This is a genomic window from Candidatus Thiodiazotropha sp. AKAK3, from assembly GCF_058244645.1.
The window spans coordinates 44,955-62,638 of record NZ_JBSYOQ010000022.1; the positions used below are offsets into that span (position 1 = coordinate 44,955).

15 protein-coding genes and 1 tRNA gene are annotated in these 17,684 nt (G+C 45.7%); 4 read left to right on the forward strand and 12 right to left on the reverse strand.

Annotation, left to right across the window (positions count from 1 at the left end; all coding sequences use genetic code 11):
• Positions 1-155: 155 nt before the first annotated feature.
• The 9 genes from AC4IE7_RS03310 to AC4IE7_RS03350 all read right to left on the reverse strand — a co-directional run bounded on the left by AC4IE7_RS03310 (position 156) and on the right by AC4IE7_RS03350 (position 9,312).
• On the reverse strand, positions 156-668 hold the full coding sequence (locus AC4IE7_RS03310; RefSeq protein ID WP_490775382.1) for a hypothetical protein: 513 nt from the start codon (positions 666-668) through the stop codon (positions 156-158).
• Positions 669-1,022: 354 nt separating this feature from the next.
• Positions 1,023-1,337, reverse strand: coding sequence for a hypothetical protein (locus tag AC4IE7_RS03315; RefSeq protein ID WP_490775383.1), 315 nt, complete (start codon positions 1,335-1,337; stop codon positions 1,023-1,025).
• Between the two features lie 358 nt (positions 1,338-1,695).
• Positions 1,696-1,771: transfer RNA gene (locus AC4IE7_RS03320), tRNA-Glu, on the reverse strand.
• Positions 1,772-1,918: 147 nt separating this feature from the next.
• Entirely contained in the window at positions 1,919-4,459 is a 2,541-nt protein-coding gene (locus AC4IE7_RS03325; RefSeq protein WP_490775384.1) for a putative bifunctional diguanylate cyclase/phosphodiesterase, read from the reverse strand.
• 438 nt (positions 4,460-4,897) lie between these two features.
• Entirely contained in the window at positions 4,898-5,596 is a 699-nt protein-coding gene (locus AC4IE7_RS03330; protein WP_490775385.1) for an anti-sigma factor, read from the reverse strand.
• A complete protein-coding gene (locus tag AC4IE7_RS03335) occupies positions 5,586-6,176 on the reverse strand; it encodes a sigma-70 family RNA polymerase sigma factor (RefSeq protein WP_490775386.1) in 591 nt (196 codons plus the stop codon). Before AC4IE7_RS03335 ends, AC4IE7_RS03330 begins: the two co-directional genes overlap by 11 nt.
• Before the next feature lie 87 nt (positions 6,177-6,263).
• Entirely contained in the window at positions 6,264-8,024 is a 1,761-nt protein-coding gene (locus AC4IE7_RS03340; RefSeq protein WP_490775387.1) for a serine hydrolase domain-containing protein, read from the reverse strand.
• Between the two features lie 208 nt (positions 8,025-8,232).
• A complete protein-coding gene (locus tag AC4IE7_RS03345) occupies positions 8,233-8,505 on the reverse strand; it encodes a hypothetical protein (protein WP_490775388.1) in 273 nt (90 codons plus the stop codon).
• A gap of 111 nt (positions 8,506-8,616) precedes the next feature.
• A complete protein-coding gene (locus tag AC4IE7_RS03350; RefSeq protein ID WP_490775389.1) occupies positions 8,617-9,312 on the reverse strand; it encodes an alpha/beta fold hydrolase in 696 nt (231 codons plus the stop codon).
• A gap of 191 nt (positions 9,313-9,503) precedes the next feature.
• On the opposite strand from AC4IE7_RS03350, the gene AC4IE7_RS03355 reads away from it, so the two are divergent.
• The gene (locus tag AC4IE7_RS03355; protein WP_490775390.1) at positions 9,504-9,734 is read left to right on the forward strand and encodes a hypothetical protein; all 231 of its coding nucleotides are present in this window, start codon (positions 9,504-9,506) and stop codon (positions 9,732-9,734) included.
• A 280-nt stretch (positions 9,735-10,014) separates the two neighbouring features.
• Here AC4IE7_RS03355 and AC4IE7_RS03360 read toward each other — a convergent pair whose 3' ends face one another.
• Positions 10,015-10,455 (reverse strand): Spy/CpxP family protein refolding chaperone, encoded by a 441-nt coding sequence (locus AC4IE7_RS03360; RefSeq protein ID WP_490775391.1) that lies wholly within the window; start codon positions 10,453-10,455, stop codon positions 10,015-10,017.
• Positions 10,456-10,892: 437 nt separating this feature from the next.
• On the opposite strand from AC4IE7_RS03360, the gene AC4IE7_RS03365 reads away from it, so the two are divergent.
• Positions 10,893-12,524, forward strand: coding sequence for a CAP domain-containing protein (locus AC4IE7_RS03365; RefSeq protein WP_490775392.1), 1,632 nt, complete (start codon positions 10,893-10,895; stop codon positions 12,522-12,524).
• A 674-nt stretch (positions 12,525-13,198) separates the two neighbouring features.
• Here AC4IE7_RS03365 and AC4IE7_RS03370 read toward each other — a convergent pair.
• A complete protein-coding gene (locus tag AC4IE7_RS03370; RefSeq protein WP_490775393.1) occupies positions 13,199-13,504 on the reverse strand; it encodes a hypothetical protein in 306 nt (101 codons plus the stop codon).
• A gap of 461 nt (positions 13,505-13,965) precedes the next feature.
• On the reverse strand, positions 13,966-14,721 hold the full coding sequence (locus AC4IE7_RS03375; protein ID WP_490775394.1) for a helix-turn-helix domain-containing protein: 756 nt from the start codon (positions 14,719-14,721) through the stop codon (positions 13,966-13,968).
• Between the two features lie 165 nt (positions 14,722-14,886).
• On the opposite strand from AC4IE7_RS03375, the gene AC4IE7_RS03380 reads away from it, so the two are divergent.
• Complete coding sequence (locus tag AC4IE7_RS03380; protein ID WP_490775395.1) at positions 14,887-16,929, forward strand: VIT and vWA domain-containing protein; 2,043 nt, start codon at positions 14,887-14,889, stop codon at positions 16,927-16,929.
• Positions 16,930-16,973: 44 nt separating this feature from the next.
• The gene (gene rrtA, locus AC4IE7_RS03385) at positions 16,974-17,546 is read left to right on the forward strand and encodes a rhombosortase (RefSeq protein ID WP_490775396.1); all 573 of its coding nucleotides are present in this window, start codon (positions 16,974-16,976) and stop codon (positions 17,544-17,546) included.
• Positions 17,547-17,684 lie beyond the last annotated feature (138 nt).

Consider the following 17,684-nt stretch of genomic DNA (forward strand, 5'->3'; position numbering starts at 1 on the left):
AGCCTGTGTTTCAGCATGACCATTAAATGAATGCCAGATTCAATCCAATATTCATTATATTTATAAATAATCAATTACACCGTGACTCATCATCTGCAGTTCAGGCAATCCCTGAACAGCTAAAAACATAAAATTTCAGCAAAACAGGTTAACACTCAGGGCAAAGATACTCCCGGCCGCACAGTAATGAAACGATAGGGCGCTGACAGCACTCCCTGCTCGGTAGTAATCAATACTTTGGCCTCCCACTCCATCGAGTCTCTAACGCAGACAGGTATCATGCCATCAGCTTCGTAGCGACCTGACTCAAGCTGTTGCATGACCACCCTGTTGTAACCCATATTCATGTCGACACCGGTAAAGTCCACTTCCACCTTGTCTGCATCAACACCGTTAACCTGAACTTGCAGTTTCAAAGGTTTTACCAGAGGTATCTCTCGGGGTTCGATTGAAAAACTAATCCTTATATCAGGCTCTATTGAGGATACGCAGGACCCTTGACGTAGGTCGCATTGAGGATCAACTGCAGCTGATTGACTGATCTCTGGAAACAGAATAGGCCATGCCTTGTAAACCGCCACCAAACAGACCGCAGTTAACAAAATAGCAGCAGCAATCCATAGCACAATTGTACTCTGACTCTGGTTATCCTTACTCTTTTCACTCATCGAAAAACATCACATGATTAATAAAGAAATACATAATGCAGACCCTTGATTGGGTCGATTGTTAAGCCTATTTATTGAGACAACTTATTGGTTACTTTGTATACAACCTTTTTTCAAATTTAAAGCCAATCTTTAAGCCCGAAAAACAATCTATTTATCAAAGCGTATTTTAGATTGATAAACACTCAAACTGACTTAAAAACCTTAATCTTCTAGCGCCTTTTGGTGGGGCATGGCCCCACCCTACCAAGAATATAAAACTTGTAATCAGCTTACTCTTAAAAACAGAGGTATGGTTTTTATCAAAGTATTAATTAACTGAAATTTGATATAGCTGATATGTCACAAGCTGCATCAGCGTTTCAGCTCCTCTTCAATGTAACGCTTGATGTATTTCTGACCATTTAAGTTTGAACTGACCACCCAGACCACCATTAGCATTGCCAACACAAGAATCAGCGGTGCTGCGGTGGGTATAAATAAGAGTATAAACAACAGTACCAGCATACCCACACCCATAAACTTAAACCCGCGTTTCCATGCCTGCCTGATAGCTTCCTCTGCTTGAACGGGCGAATCGATCTCTGCCTCGCGAAGTGCATCCCGCATCATCTCATAGCCTTGTTGATGACGTCTTTGCATGCGTCCGAACGGGTCGTTCATTTTCATATAAAAATTGTCTCCAGAAAAGCATACCCAAATGAGTTGCTTATTACGGATATTGAACCTAGAAAATCAGTTGGCCGCTCCATTCTAATAGCAGGTTCCTGATTTTGTAGAAAATAGCTTCGATGCACATGGTCACCTGTCAGGTGAATCACGCTACAGCGTAAATTGATCTTTTTAGGTTAAAAGCTTAAAGATATAGATTGGGCTTACTGGTGTAAATCAAATCTATAGATGAATGATGCAAAAGCGGCGGCTTGAAAACAGGGTATTTATGAGATTGGCTGAGATCGCAGGGATAGGCACGGTATGATTGCAGATGCAATCCAGAACAACCAACAAAATCGTCTCTACGAATTTATGGCGTCCCCAAGGGGAGTCGAACCCCTGTTACCGGCGTGAAAGGCCAGTGTCCTAGGCCTCTAGACGATGGGGACAGGTCTTCACAAAAGGCTCCAATATCTGGAGGCCACCTGCAAAGTGGAGCGCGAAATCTACGGTACTTTCACCCCGCTGTCAAGGGCTTTCCCACAAGAAGAAGTAATTATTAACCCGTTATTTATAATGGGGTACCTCAACTGGACTCATGTTTGAAACAGCGGAATATGCCCTATGGGTTCAACAGGTTCCTCCGCATGTTGAGGAAATCCAACCAGATAGCCCTGAATAAAGTCGCAATCCTGCTGCTGTAAGAATTCCAGTTGAGATTCACTTTCAACACCTTCCGCAATCACGTCGATCCGAAAGGCATGGGCCAGTTGAATCATCGCGGTAACAAGACTGGCATCATAATTGTCGGCGTTAACATTTTTTATGAAATCCCTATCTATCTTCAACAGATCAAATGGGAATTGACGCAGATGGCTGAGGGACGCCTGTCCGGTGCCAAAATCATCCAGCGCTATTCTCGCACCAAGCGCTTTCGCCTGTTGAAGAAAAACGTCGGCTTCAGCAAGTTCCTGGGTGAGGGTATCTTCAGTTATTTCCAGAATCAAACTCCCAAGCGGAATCTCACCATTTACCAGACTTTCCAGCAAACCTCTGCAGAATGTAGGGTCGTTGAGTAATCTGGCTGAGAGATTAATCGATATTGCGACGGTCTCATCGCGTAACAGACTCTGCTCCCGCTGGAAAGCAATTGCATGTACCAGCATCGGCTCAAACAGAGTGTTGATAAGCCCGGTCTCATCCAACACCGTGAGAAATGAATCAGGATCGAGCAGGCCACGATCAGGGTGCTCCCAACGCAGCAGCGCTTCAAAACAGAACAACCTGCCGGTATACGTTTCCACAATAGGCTGAAAGTGATATGTGAACTGCCCGGAATCTACTGCGTTGCGGATATCATTTTCCAACATCAGACTTTTAGAGGCTCGGGCGGTCATATCTCCACTAAAAAAGCGATAGGCTGACCGCCCCTGACGCTTGGCCTCATACATTGCAGTATCAGCATCTCTTAGTAGATACTCCACTGAGACATCATCATAGGGCGCTATGGCAATACCGATAGACGCCGACACCCGCAGTTCGTTTTTTGCAATGGTTATCGGTGCTTTGATGGCGTTCAGGATCTTTTCTGCCAAAGGCTCCATATCTTCACGGCTGCTGATACCTTCAATAAGGACCGCAAACTCATCACCACTTAATCTGGCCACAGTATCCGAGCTACGCATCAAAGAGGTCAGGCGCTCGGCAATCACTTTCAGCAACTCGTCACCGACCAAGTGCCCCAAACTGTCATTAACCTGCTTGAATCGATCTAAATCGAGAAACATCAAGCCAACTAAAAACTCACCTCTAAGTGCGATCTCCAGGGCATGCGCAAGACGATCCCTGAACAGTACACGATTTGGTAATTGAGTTAATGCGTCATGATGTACCATGTGGTCAAGATGGCTCTGCCGGCTATGTACTTGTCGGCGCATTTCACTAAATGCCTCCACCAGATCTTTGGTTTCCTTAAGATTAGATCTTGGCTGAGTTGTGGCCTCTAATGAACCACTTGCTTCCATCTTCAATGCCAGAGCGGTTTCAGCTATCGGCTGCAGCAGATTACGTTTTATGAATTGATAGGCAAGAACAAGCATTAACAAGCCCATCAAGGCCAAGAACAATATAGAGGTCGATAAACGCTTCGCCGTTTGTGCCAGCCGGGTTATATCCTCTGCCGATTGTGCATCCAGACCCAGATCGATAATCGACATTCGTTGACGCATGGTTTTTAACAATGGATCGACCTGATCTCTCATAAAGTTCAGATCTCTACGCCATGTTGGTGTATTCATAACCTCTTTGACTTTATTAAAGTCGTTCATCCAGGTGGCAGAATCGACCTCGATTCTGCTCAGAGTATCCATCATGGTAAAACTGGGCTTGACACGATCATAGTGATCCTGAAGGAATCTCAAACGTTCCATAAATCGATCAGCATAGTCAAGAATAGTGTCATAGCGATTTTCCGGCAGTGGCGCAGACTCAGACATAAAGAGACCAAACCGATTCGCTATCACCAACCGAAATTCTGCTGTCAATCCAAGCCAAAGTCGCTGCATGGATGAGACCTGCACAATCAGGTCGTCCTTACTATCGGGGCTGTATTCAGCCTCATGAAGGAGTAGCTGTAGATGCCCAAGCACTCTCTGGTTGTAGGGATACATCTCCTCCAACATGAGTTTCATAGCAGGAAACCAAGCCTGAACATCCCGTCGTACTTCTATAAGTTGATAGGTTTTACGATGTAGTTTATTCCGATCATCCAGCAGGGCCTTGGCGACGTTCGGGTCTCCTGCTGGTAGTCGCTGTAGCGCTTCAGCAAGGTCATTGAGGATCTCACCCAATTGCCTCAACCCATGTTTGGTATCGTCCAGATTCTCTTTCTTGGGATCGATGAGGATTCTTTGCAAGTGACTTTCTATATTATTCAGTTGTGTCTGAGCATCTGCCAGAACACCAGAGGCCAGGGTTCTGGAGGTGATATTAGATATCTGTGACTGAGTGGATGTTTTGACGAGATTCCAGCCCAATAATGCAAAGGCGAGCAGCACGGCACCAACCAATACTGCCAAATAGGCATAGCGACCCCGATAGGAGTCGAGACCAGGCAAAAAAGATGTAATGCTCTTCAAGAGCATTCCCTATTTTTCATTTTAATTCAACATATTGCATACATATTCGAGAACCCATCCAACCGATAAAAGCTACTCCTGTAGTGATTCCCTACCTCTATACCTTATCGAAATTCTTGCCCCACTAAGTTCTATAGCAGGGGCTTAAAATGGTGCTTCAAAGCTAGATCTGTTTTAGAAGGCATTGAAAATGGGTAACTATTCCCAAATCCGCCTATATTGCTGTTAGCGTCATCCCGACCTAAATCCTTACTACAAAAACAATCATCAAAATTTTTAATTAAAATACCGTTCAATATATCAACTTGAATCGCGCGGGAGTATACAAGATATGGCTGATCTACGGTTGACCTTGAGCAACCGATTGACAAATATACCAAAAACCCGGATTTTTTAGATCCGGGTTGCTATACAGACTCTGCATATGGAGAGAGTGGCTTATATCTCTGTCAGCTTACCCTCGAAGACAATGTCACCCTTCGGTTTATCTGTAGGCATATCTTCCATCTCCTCAACAGAGACCTTAAAAGCACTTTTAGCTTTAGGCATCATAGGTAGCGCCAACTCCTGGCTACCATCATGGGGCAGCACCCCTACAGCGTGTAAATTCCCATTCTGATCCTCCATCCACAATTGACACACCTTACCGGATGGTAATTGTGTGGGCTCCACAGCACTGACTTTGACCAAATCATGATTGGGTCGAGCAGCAACCACCCATCCTGTTCGATCCTGATCATTCATGACCACTAACACACTGTTCATCTCCGACCCAGGCTGGCCGCTCATCAGCACGATGCCAAGTGCAACTACCAGTGTCGTGGCCATCATACCCAGATTACGCCAGAAACCGAGGCTATCCCATACACTCGTTGCCGAGGACTCATCCAGATGGGATTCCCGGACAGGCGTCAGGCGCGATTCCACACCTTCCCAAACAGAAGCTGGTGGCGCAACAGGATCAATACTCTCGAGCATCGGCGCAAATCGCAGCTCCCAGGCATCTACCTCCTCCTGGAGTCTGATATCATTTTGCAGCTGGCGCTTGAAATCCTCTCGTTCTTCTCCTTCAAGGGTTCCGAGAACATACTCACCTGCCAGAGTATTGCTATCTAATTTTTCATCTTTAGGCATCATTTTCCAGACACCTCCTAAGTTGATTCAAACCACGACGTATCCATGTCTTGACAGTACCGAGTGGTGTATCCGTGTGGGATGCCAACTCATCATGAGTTAACCCTTTGAAATAGGCCAACACCAGCACTTGTCGCTGTTGATCCTTCAATTCTCCAAGACACTCCTCCAGTCGACGACCATCATCACTACGAGAGAGGCTATCCGGTGGCAAAGGTGCACCATCTACCTGCTCCGGCACACTTTTGTCATCACGATCCATGACTTCCCGTTTTCTTTTGCGCAGCAGATCCAAAGCCTGATTGCGCGCAATGGTCGACATCCAAGTCAGCGGTGCAGCCATATAGGCGCGGTAGCTGGCTGCATTGTTCCAGATCTTGACGTAGGCATCCTGCAAACAGTCCTGCGCCAAATCATCCCTAATTAATATACGTAATACCACGCCATATAGTTTCGCCGAAGTCATGCGATACAAACGCGCGAAGGCCTTGCGATCATTTAGCGCACATGCAGCAAGTAGCGATTCGAGTTCCTCATTGCGCTTTTTAATCGCTTGCTGTGGATCTAGATCCCCATTTTCCATTGCCCCCTCCGAGGGTCTGAAACCAACCCTAAGGGTACTGGGCTGACGCTTTAGCAGCAAGCAGAAGAGGCTTTGATATAGATTGCATCACTCCTGATTAATAGGTTCACCCATGAAACCAGAGAACTTCAGACACTGCTTTCCGTTGATTTCAACAATTTGCACCGTCTCCCCCCTTCCGCGTCCAAATCCCTGTATAACAGCCTCATTCTCTGAGACCGGCTGCAGAGGCAGTCTAACCAGACTTTCACTAAGATGTGGTGCTCGATAGTGCAGACATAACACACCGCTCTCTTCACTCAGATGGAGATCCTGGATCGAGAAATCACCATCAGGATTTATAGTTCTATAACTTCCCAGGCGCTTGCGCCAAACCGTCTCCCAAGGATCTGACTCGATCTTATTGCCAAGAATAATCTCCTCCTCTCCCCGGTGGGCGACCAATAGATCCATACCATTTTGCTGGCGTGATTTGAATCGTAAATCCCCCAACACCCGATAGCCATCTGGAAGGCTGTCGATACTCTGTTGAGTCAATCCCAAGCTGCCATCATCAAATCGAACCAGATCAAGAATGCGTTCTATAATGCAGGCGCAAAGCCTGGGGTGTTCCGGATCCACCATCAGCAAACCAAGATCCGTCGCATAGCCACCAGATGGGGTTTCAAACTGAGGGTTATCCTGCTCAGTCAACTGCAGAGGCTGTTGATGACTCTCCCCACCCTGAACCATCAATGCAAGAGTTAAAATAGTAGTTGCCAATTCACGGGCCATTCGATTACTTCCAGCACCATTTGCCAACACAGCCACCCCTAAACCATGCTTGGGCAATAACACCATCTCTGCGCCAAACAGCAGGGTACTGCCGCCATGGCGAACCTGTCGTCCAGTGTTTGCATAGTCTTGTAGAAACCAACCCATTCCCGGTGAGATACCCAGGGAGATCTCACCATCTACATTTTGCGGGCGCCACATCTGCTCAATCAGAGGCGCAGAGACACCAGGTAAATCGCGCTGCAGAATACGGGTCATAAGTCTGCCCGCATCCCGAGCAGACATATAGAGGCCAAGAGCAGGCATATCCCGCAGTGGGGGTAAAGGCCTGACCTGACCATCCAGATGTCCGGAAGAGAGTTGCTGCCGCATCTCCTTTGTCAGTAAAAAACCACTACTTGACATCCCCAACGGTTCGAACAGATTCTGCCTCATATATTCGGCATATCGCTCAGAGGTTTTTGTTTCGATTAAATGACCCAATAAGTCATAACCGAGGTTTGAGTAGCTATAAACCTTGTTGGGATGATAAGCAGCATATTCATTACGCAGCAGTTCTGTCACCTTGGTGAAATAGGTATCGGTATACATCCCTTTACGCAGATCACTGGGCAAACCACTACGATGGCTTAATAATTGTCTTGGCGTGACTGGCCTCGCAGAAGATTCACGGCGACGAATTGAAAACATGTCAAGCTGCTCTTTGAGGGGCGCATCGAGATCTACGCGGCCATCTGCCACAAGCTGCATGATACCCAATGCAGTTACCGGTTTGCTCAGCGAACCTGCACGAAACACCGTATCTGCAGTTACCAGCTCACCGGTACGACTGTCTGCATCCCCAAAACCTTCGACCCAAAGCGTACCCTCACTATTAACAAGAGCAACACTGATACCGGGTACAAACTCCTCTTCAAGCATTCGCTCGATCAACTTCAAAGATTCCGAGCGAACCTGAGCCATATGGGCTCCAGGAATCAAACTTCCCCCACTCGATGCTTTTTCATCCACTGAGGTACAGGCTGATATAGAAAAGATCAGTGCAACAAAGACTACTCCCAGGCGAGAAAGCACATTACACCTCTTGTTGGCGAATACCGGCCCTTTTGAATCACAGGGCAGGCAAAGGATGAGCAAAGAGAATTATAGCTATGAATTTGCGGCAATCTATCACCACTACTCACAAACATCTTCCAGGCATATCAAGAGATCCTTCTGCTCATCCAACCTGCAATCCCGCTAGTATGACGCACCACACTAGGACCTGTTAACACTATCCACTTTACCAGTTGAGCGGTGTACCAACATCGATCAGGATACTACCGTAACCTTCATCTACTCCGCCCTGTACCCTGTGACTCGTCTTTGCATAGCCACCCGAATGAAGGATCGAGTTACCATAGGAGTCGCCGATACCAGGCTGTACAGCTGTAGCCAATCTTGTGGAGTTTGCATGACCGTCATACAGATCCGGGTTTTGTCCTGTGACATCGAATCCACCGGCATACAAATTAGATGAAAGAATCATGGCTGCTGTGATAATTAATGTTTTCATTTTCGATTTCCTCGTTTTAATTAAGAGCTGATGTTTCAGCTTTCAGTTACCTATACGGGACGAGTCGAAAGATGGATTCAAAATTATTTCAACTGTTTTTCAGCCTGCCTTTCACATGCCAAATGATCCATAATCAAGATTAGATACCAAGCGGAAAATCAATTCTGCAGCTGACCGAGGCTTAGCCTGAAGAATAAAATGGGGACCAGCAAGTTTATAGTGACTAGCCCCTTCGTACCTCTGTAGCAGTTCTAAAGAATGGGCCCGATCAACCAGTCTGTCATCAGCGGCCTCTATTACTGCTACTGGCTTCTCCACACTATTGCTGGGTAGCGCCATGGTTCTGATCTGGCTCACCCTCTGCGTAAGCAGATGCTCTGGTACCTCCCTGATGGTTTGCAGAAACTCCAGTATCAACTCATCTGTGGCTTCACTTCCAAGCAGAAACAGCTTGAGCAGGTATTTCGGTATGGGAAAGTTCACTACCCGCTTCAGAGGCACCATCTGCATTAAAAACAGTAACAGAGGTCTTGGTGGCGAGATAAAACTGGCGACGAAGATGACGCCCTTTAAATGGTAAGGCTTCGCTTCGAGGATATAGGTCGATATACCTCCGGAGAATGACTCAGCCAACACCACAAAAGGCTCCTGGGGCAGCTTCAGCATCAGGCTCTCAGCTAACGACTGATAATCCTGAGAAGTACAGTCAGGTAAAGAAATTAATTCTACATCCCCATGATATTCCTCAATAAATCGCCTAAAAAGCCGTCCTGTACCATCAAGACCAGGTAATAAAACCAGTTTCATACCCCCCCTTTAGGGCCCTTCTATTAATCAGTTTAAGTCACATTACTTTCATAATACTGCAATCTTTTTCTGCGATCATTATTTGTGCTGAAGAGCGATTGACGCGCTGAGTTTTTGTTCTGCGAGTCGGATTTCGTACTCATCAAACAGTGCGATAGACATGCCCAATAGCTTAATCGAGAGTTATGCCAATGAATACAAACTCCTTAAGACCTTACCGCAATTCAAGTTATATCGACTATTCCGTAGGGTGGAGATATCTTTTCGACAAGGATTATCGAGCCAATGTGCAGGATCGCTGGGCCGATCAACCGCGGTTTTTGACGGTTACTGAGATAATCATTGGCATCGGAAGCATCCTTTTCTCTACTATCTTCCCCCTGCTGATCACATTTTTTGTGCTTGATGCCTGGGTTTTATAGCGTATATTTCTCTAACTCAGCCCAGTGTTACGCCCTTATCAAGGGATGGGCCACTGCCTGCGAGCCACGCCCCGAAGGAGGGCTGAGGCTATATTTCCAACCAGCATCTGGAGCGGAGGAGAGTTAATAAGACGGCAGTGCTCTCATTCGATATTCTGTTCCCACTTATAGGGAAACAGTATGTCAATCTCACGCCAGATATAGCCGATATAAACAGATATTAGCTCAGTCTATTACAAATAGCCCCGCATTAAAGCGGGGCACATTGTCTGCTCAATACCTAAGATCCACTATATAATTTCACAACTTTTGCAAATTGTTCCTCAGAGAGGACTCGTTTCATATTATCTCTACAGTCAATTTTTGTGCTGATAATAGTGCTACGCAACTCTAGCATCTTAGAAGCCAAGTCCAATATTTCGGCTTTACTTTTACCAGCCATTGTAGCGTCATAGATACTCTTCTCCAGCTCGGTAATTTGTGCCACTTTTGCATGCATAGGCTTACCGTGACTTTCTCGCCAGGCAGCTAACTCTTTAGACTGCTCTTCACTAAGATCCAGTGCCGCCTCATGCTGTTTTACAACCTTCATGTAGTTCGGCATTGGACTGGCATGTTTCATCATTTGAGGAAAATCATGCATTCCATGTTGTTGCTCGGCCTGAGCGTTCAGGGAAAAGAAGAGTAATGAAACACAGATAGCAACGACTGTTTTTCTCATATTTATTGTTCCTGTTATTGCAGAATTTTAGATTTCATGGATAGTGCTTTACACTTAAAAAGTGTGCACCATATCACATATTTTGGCAAGCCATTCTGGTGTTCTACCGCCTGACACATAATGTTTCCCCAAGGCAGGCCAATACTAAGTAAACCTTCCATTTACTATGGCTACCACCATTCTGGCATCAGTTTAGTAGACTCTTACAAACACCAGAATTGATATTCAGAAAGCGGCTATTTCAATTTGTGTTAACAAACCCTGGGATGCTGGGAACTGGCTAACACTTTATTTATAAAATCCTAAAAATCTCCCCCACCTATAACTTCTTTGAGAACAGCGCCCTATTTTACCTTCCCCCCATAAGTATCATAAAACCAGGTCAGCACTCATCGCTCTGATGTGGCCGATCGTGATAATAATTAGGAGAAGGATCCATGAAGGAAATATATAACTTACCCTTGATAACTACTGCCGCAATGGTTTTCGCTGTTGCAACCGGGTGTGGTAGTGATTCTGAAAACAACACATCCAGTACCAACGACAGAGAACAGCAAGAGGCTGAAAAACTCAATAGCTCTCAATATAGTGCTGACGCTTACAATGGTAATGAAGCAACGGCTTCTAAATCAAAATTCAGAAGATCAAGAGACAAATGGAGATCGAACAGCAGACCAGTTGCTGATATAACCGGTAACCATACCTCTTTTTCTGGTGAGACAGTGACTCTTGATGGCAGTGACTCCTATGATGAAGATGGTGATACTCTCAGATATTTTTGGAGACAAGCCAAAGGACCTGCGTTACCAATTGATAATCGCTTCGAAGACACCCTGACATTTGTTGCACCCCAGGTTACTGAGCCAACGCAATTTTTGTTCTATCTAATAGTGTTTGATGGAAAGTCAGCAGACCTGACAGGTTTCAGTCTTCAAATCTCTCCTGTTGCTGACAGCAGTCCGCCATTGGTCAGCCACCGATACCCTGTTTCAGATCAAGTAGATACTCCGATCAACTCAGAAGTAAGCGTCACATTCAATGAAGCACTTTCAGAGAGTAGCATCGATGAGACAAGCCTTACTCTTACTCACAGTGGATCACTGATTCCTGGCAGTGTCATCTATGACGATGTCAGTCACAGCATAATTTTTTCTCCCAACAGAGAATTACTTGATGGTACACAATACACAGTCACCATAGGAGAGGGTGTCCAGGATATAGCGGGGAATCCAGCACTTTCCGAGAGCTGGCAGTTCGTGACAGCGATCAGTGACGATAACACTGATGATATTCCCGATGATGGTGTTGACGACAACCCGGATGACGGTACTAACGACAACTCTGACGAGGGCAGTGATGAGAACCCGGATGACAGTGCCGACGACAACCCTGACGAGGGCAGTGATGAGAGCCCGGAGGACAGTGCCGACGACAATCCTGACGAGGGCAGTGATGAGAACCAGGATGACAGTGCTGACGACAATCCTGACGAGGGCAGTGATGAGAACCCGGATGACAGTGCCGACGACAACCCTGACGAGGGCAGTGATGAGAACCAGGATGACAGTGCTGACGACACCCCTGATGAGGGAACTGGTGATAACTCAGGATTCAATCTAGGCGCAACTACTCAAGATACAATCGATGCGTGTATGGATGAAGCAGATAAACAGATGCTGACTCTGGTGAACAATGCTCGCGCACAAACTCGTAGTTGCGGAACTGAAAGTTATCAGGCTACGACTACATTGGCATGGAATTGCCAGCTTGAAAGCGCAGCTTATGGTCACTCCGCATCCATGGCTGAAAATAACTTCTTCAGTCATACTGGTGAGGATGGCAGCAGCCCCGGTGACCGTATCAGTGATAGTGGTTATGTCTGGAGAACCTATGGTGAGAATATTGCCGCAGGCTACAGAGATGCCGAGTCAGTTATGGACGGCTGGCTCACAAGTCCTGGGCATTGTGCCAATTTGATGAATGCCAATTTTAAAGATATAGGAGTTGGTATTGTAAATGGCAGCGGTTCATATGGAATCTACTGGACGCAGGACTTTGCAGCTCAATGAAGTAGTAGAGCACTGACCAGTACAACTGGGTGTAATTAAGTTCATTAATAATAGACCAGCTGAACTGGTTAGGTAGGCACCAACAAAAAGGCCGGTAGACACCATGTTACCGGCCTTCTTTTTTTAACATCATAAAAAATTTCACTGCTAATGGTATGGACTCCCCTACCCTGGATGGAGAGCAAGTTTCTCAATCATACTTTGAAGATGAGGAGATCTGTGTGACAGATACTTACCAGGCCAGAAGTATTAATAGACTCAGTTCGATTAAGATGCCTGATAAACAATAGTAATGTTTATTGGCTATTATAATAGACTAAGAGTAAATAGAACCTGAACTCATACTACACTCAACTTTTTAAGGTGGGGCATGGCCCCACCCTACAGTTGGCCTATACGATTACACTATGTTGATTGAGTATGTCAGCATTGTTGTTGGGTAAAGTAGGGTTATTCATTTGACTCAATCGGTATCGGCAAACTTTGTTCCAGCACTGTAGGGTGGGGCCATGCCCCACCATATGCCTCTAAAATTTCGCTACAAGCGTGGCTTGCCGGCAACGCCACCTTGTCAAGAGCCACAACACCTAGCTAAAGCCACGCATGTTGCCCCTCTCTTTTGATTTTTAATGACAGGCCGTTGTGTGTAAATAGTTATGGTCTGGTTAGTAAGTTCAAATTGATTCTAAATTTTCATCCAGTAGAAGCTTAAACTCATCCAGATCCAGCGAAGAGGAGCACTCCGGTATCTTGTCAGGCATATTGGGTAAAATATTAAGGGCTTCTGTACGCAGGGTTTCCTTGATCTTCAACAGTTCCAGATTATGCAGATAGGAACGATCTCTGATCAATAGGCGCTTATAGATGCCAATCATCCGCTCATCAGTGTTGCTTTTAGGTGGAGTATGTCTCTCGATCTTCTGCCGAAAATAATCACACTGTTTCTTGGTTGCATGAGAATAGGTTTCCAAGTTATTCATAATTCGCATTCCATATCTGCAATATACTTAAAATTACGACTCTCTCAGCTCTTCCCAAGAAGAATATTTAAGTCTTGGACATTCTCAAAAGGAAATAGAGTTGTAAACATGCCTTATGCCTTTTTAATACGCAAAAAGCAGGCCAGCACATAAAATCAAGTAGTTAGTAGTTGCTGAATGACTGGCTTGTAAATTTATCCGACGAATTCAGAATTTTATTACTGGTCACTAATCTCTTAAAAGTCCCTCTTCCTTGCAGGAGAGGGATTGGTAATAGGGTGTGAGTATCATGCTGATTATTTCCTAAAGCCCCTCTCCCTTTATGGGAGAGGGGTTGAGGAGAGGGTATGAGTGTCATCTATTTAATAGAATTGATGCGTAAACCGCATTAAACAATCAGTGCCTGTCTTGTTAAATTCAAACTGTTAGAGCCTCAAGTCTGCTTCTGGAGTAAAGACGTGTTAACGGGATAGTATCGAACTATCATCCCGGCGCAACTCTCGAAATACACTAAAATCCCAAGGCCGCAGGGCCAACATCAAACTGGTGCCCTGCCGCTGGTTCAGGGGCAGAGCCGCATCCTCCTCATGTAGACGAAAAAACTCTCCTGAGACCTTTTTTAACTGCCTCAACATAGCAATTCTTGAACTCTCAGACAAAACCCCGTTAGAGAAAATCAGAGCTTCATCCTCCTCAAGAAATTTGGCATTCAGAAACTCAGGCTGAGCATACTGTTGAAAGTAATTCTGTATCGGCCCATTGGTCCGCCAGGTAAATTTTTTATCGACCACCAACTTAATACGATTAAGCGGCAAAAGATCAATAATCCGTAAACGATCCAACTTCACCAACAACTGGATAAGTTCAGTCTCAGTTAGATCATACTCTGCAAGGATCTGATCAAAGCGCCAGTAGTTAAAGATGCAGATTGCCACCAACAACAGTTTGGTATTCCCCACCATCTCTCGTTCCTGATCCTCTGTCAGCATATTGATGCGCTCTCGCCCCTCAACCATTTTCTGAACCAGATCTGAAAGCTCCAGGTCAATCAGTTCACAGACTCGCTCGAGTCGCGCCACAGAAAAACTCTTTTCCGCAAATAGACGTTTGACGCTGTTTTCCGACAAGGCCAATTGAGCGGCAATATCCCGATAGGTAATCCCCTTGGATCGTAATTCCAGTTTTAAGGTTTCAAGCAACGCAACAACCTGACTCACAGTCACCTCCGAATTTACTGAGCGGCCAATAGTACCAATATACAGTACTTTTAGATCATTAATACAGACCTTTTCACTATTTGGTTTATTTATTTAAGCCCTATCGCTACTGTTAGCTTGACTCCGCGATGGAGATCAATCCACTTTCTAAAATGGAGCTTTATCATGAACACCCTATTAAAGCAGGCCAAATACTTGGTTTTAGGTATCTCGCTGCTAGCTGGACAAAACGCGATTGCAGCAGGCCTGATGACCCCAAAAACCGCGAATCTCCCGCAGCTGGAGATAAGGCAACATCATGTTGATGTCACCATTGAGGATGGTTACGCCGTTACTTCCGTCGAACAGGTTTTCTACAATCCAAACAACTCAGAACTCGAAGCCATCTACTCCTTCCCAGTACCTGAAAAAGCTTCCGTAGGTGAGTTCACCTACTGGATTGATGGCAAGCCTGTTACCGGCGAAGTACTCGAGAAGCAGAAAGCGAGAGAAATCTATCAACAGGAGCGCAGCCAAGGTAGAGAGTCTGCCCTTACCGAGCAGGATAGCTACCGTACATTCGATAGCTCTGTTTACCCTGTAAAGCCACAGCAGGATGTCAGAATCAAGCTCGTCTATATCCAGCCTGCTCATGTAGATAGCGGTATAGGTCGCTATGTCTACCCTCTGGAAGAGGGGGGTGTGGATGAACAGCGTCTAGCCTTCTGGAGCTACAATGATGTCGTCACGGAAGCCTTCAGTTTCAATATGAAACTGCGCTCCTCCTACCCCATCGATGAAATACGACTACCTCATCATCAACAAGCCTCAGCCACTTCAACCTCCCCGCAAGAGTGGTCTGTTTCTCTGCAAAATGGACAGGCAGGTGAGGAGCAAGAGCAGACTCAATCAACTCCTGCAGTTATACAGAAACTTGATAAGGACATTGTGGTCTACTGGCGACATCAACAGGGACTGCCAGGCAGCGTTGATATGGTCACTCACAAGGAACCTGGAAAAGAGCGAGGTACATTTATGCTAACTGTAACTCCGGGTGATGACCTTGCTTCCATAAATGAAGGTAGAGACTGGGTTTTCGTTCTCGATCTCTCAGGATCCATGAAAGGTAAATATCAAAGCCTGGTTGAGGGTGTTCGCAAAGGACTAACAAATCTCTCAGATAAAGATCGTTTTCAGATTATTTTGTTCAATAACCATGCAAAGAGAATCACCTCTGGTTATCAACAGGCAAATAGAGAAAATGTTCAACAGATACTAAGCAAACTTGAGAACACAAATCCATCTGGCGGTACAAATCTCTATGCCGGTCTGGAGCGTGGTATCAAAACACTTGATTCAGATCGCTCCAGCGCCATAATTCTGGTCACCGATGGTGTTGCCAATGTGGGTACCACGGAGAAGAAAAACTTTCTCAAACTCCTCGAACAGTATGACGTCAGGCTATTCAGCTTTGTCATGGGAAACAGCGCCAACCGTCCGTTATTGGAAGGAATGGCCAAAATCTCCAACGGATTCTCAATCAATGTCTCAAATAGTGACGATATTGTTGGCCAACTGATGCTGGCCACAGACAAACTAACCCATCAAGCGTTGCACGATATCGATGTAAAATTCCGTGGTGTAAAGGTCAAGGATTTAACCCCGGCACAAATTGGCTCTCTCTATCGAGGCCAGCAGTTGACTCTGTTTGGCCACTACTGGGGTGATGGTATTGCTGATGTGACTATCAGCGGCAAAGTTTCAGGCCAGCCTACCGAATATTCCACACGATTTGAATTTCCAAATCAAAGCACACTCAATCCTGAAATTGAACGGCTCTGGGCCTTCGCCACAATAGAGGATTTACAAAACCAGATTGACTATCTGGGTGAAGACCCTGACAGTCGTCAGGCAATAGTCGATGTAGCTAAAGAGTACAGCCTGGTTACTGACTACACATCAATGCTGGTTGTGCGTGAGGAACAGTTCCAGAACTATGGCATCGACCGACTGAATCAGGCCAGGGTTACAAAAGAACAAGCTGCTCGCCAACAACGAAGTTCAGCACCAGTGGTCAACAACAGAGTTGATACTCAGCAGCCTATGTATACAAAGCCTCGTGCATATCCTTCATCGTCTGGTCACAGCGGTGGTGGTGCATTAGGGCCTTGGTTGCTGTTACTGCTTATTCCATTGTGGAAAGCAAGCCTTCATCGTCGTAATTCCTAAACTGAAAGCGCCAGGCTTCGGCCTGGCCGCTGAAGGAGTCATTAATGAGACTTCCAACTCTCACAATAGCTAGCGTATTGCTTACTGCATTTATGATGGCCATACCGCAACATCATAGTGAATTCTACTTTGAACTCTATCCAGCTCTATCAGGAGAGTGGTGGCGACTGTTTTCAGGGCATTTTGTCCATTCTGACTGGGAACATTGGTTATGGAATGCGATAGCTCTGGTAGTTCTTGGGAGTTATTTGGAAGGACAATCAAAGTATATATGGTTTATGGCCATACTGGCAGGAATAGCAGGGGTCGATATATTACTCTTATCTGACTGGTCTCATGTGACCAGGTATTGTGGACTTTCGGGGGTACTCAATACCCTTTTGGTTGTCGCACTCTATCACTATTGGCGGGAAACCCGTTCAGGTTGGGTAGTTATTGCAGCCATGATCTGCTTGGGCAAGCTGATACTTGAGCTCCTGTCCGGTATATCCATGATTACCCATATTTCCTGGCCTCCCTTTCCTGCTGCACATCTGGCGGGAACAGTAGCAGGAGTGCTGCTTCTTTTATACCCAAAACAGCGTATCTTCCCTGCTTATCAACACAACAAGTTTTGAATCAGTCTCCATATAGGGCCTGTTAACACTAATCGAGCAGGCTGTAGTTGATTAACCGTGAAACTCATTGCAGTCGGTTTATATCAGCAGAAGATCAGGATTCTTATTCTTACCCTGAAATAAATCAAAGAATAGATA

Excerpts from the sequence above, each read along its gene's own strand:
- AC4IE7_RS03355 (WP_490775390.1), top strand. The coding sequence starts at position 9,504 with ATGAATACAAACTCCTTAAGACCTTACCGCAATTCAAGTTATATCGAC.
- AC4IE7_RS03370 (WP_490775393.1), bottom strand. The coding sequence starts at position 13,504 with ATGAATAACTTGGAAACCTATTCTCATGCAACCAAGAAACAGTGTGAT.
- AC4IE7_RS03345 (WP_490775388.1), bottom strand. The coding sequence starts at position 8,505 with ATGAAAACATTAATTATCACAGCAGCCATGATTCTTTCATCTAATTTG.
- AC4IE7_RS03315 (WP_490775383.1), bottom strand. The coding sequence starts at position 1,337 with ATGAAAATGAACGACCCGTTCGGACGCATGCAAAGACGTCATCAACAA.
- AC4IE7_RS03380 (WP_490775395.1), top strand. The coding sequence starts at position 14,887 with ATGAACACCCTATTAAAGCAGGCCAAATACTTGGTTTTAGGTATCTCG.
- AC4IE7_RS03330 (WP_490775385.1), bottom strand. The coding sequence starts at position 5,596 with ATGATGCCTAAAGATGAAAAATTAGATAGCAATACTCTGGCAGGTGAG.
- AC4IE7_RS03350 (WP_490775389.1), bottom strand. The coding sequence starts at position 9,312 with ATGAAACTGGTTTTATTACCTGGTCTTGATGGTACAGGACGGCTTTTT.
- AC4IE7_RS03360 (WP_490775391.1), bottom strand. The coding sequence starts at position 10,455 with ATGAGAAAAACAGTCGTTGCTATCTGTGTTTCATTACTCTTCTTTTCC.
- AC4IE7_RS03365 (WP_490775392.1), top strand. The coding sequence starts at position 10,893 with ATGAAGGAAATATATAACTTACCCTTGATAACTACTGCCGCAATGGTT.
- rrtA (WP_490775396.1), top strand. The coding sequence starts at position 16,974 with ATGAGACTTCCAACTCTCACAATAGCTAGCGTATTGCTTACTGCATTT.
- AC4IE7_RS03310 (WP_490775382.1), bottom strand. The coding sequence starts at position 668 with ATGAGTGAAAAGAGTAAGGATAACCAGAGTCAGAGTACAATTGTGCTA.
- AC4IE7_RS03335 (WP_490775386.1), bottom strand. The coding sequence starts at position 6,176 with ATGGAAAATGGGGATCTAGATCCACAGCAAGCGATTAAAAAGCGCAAT.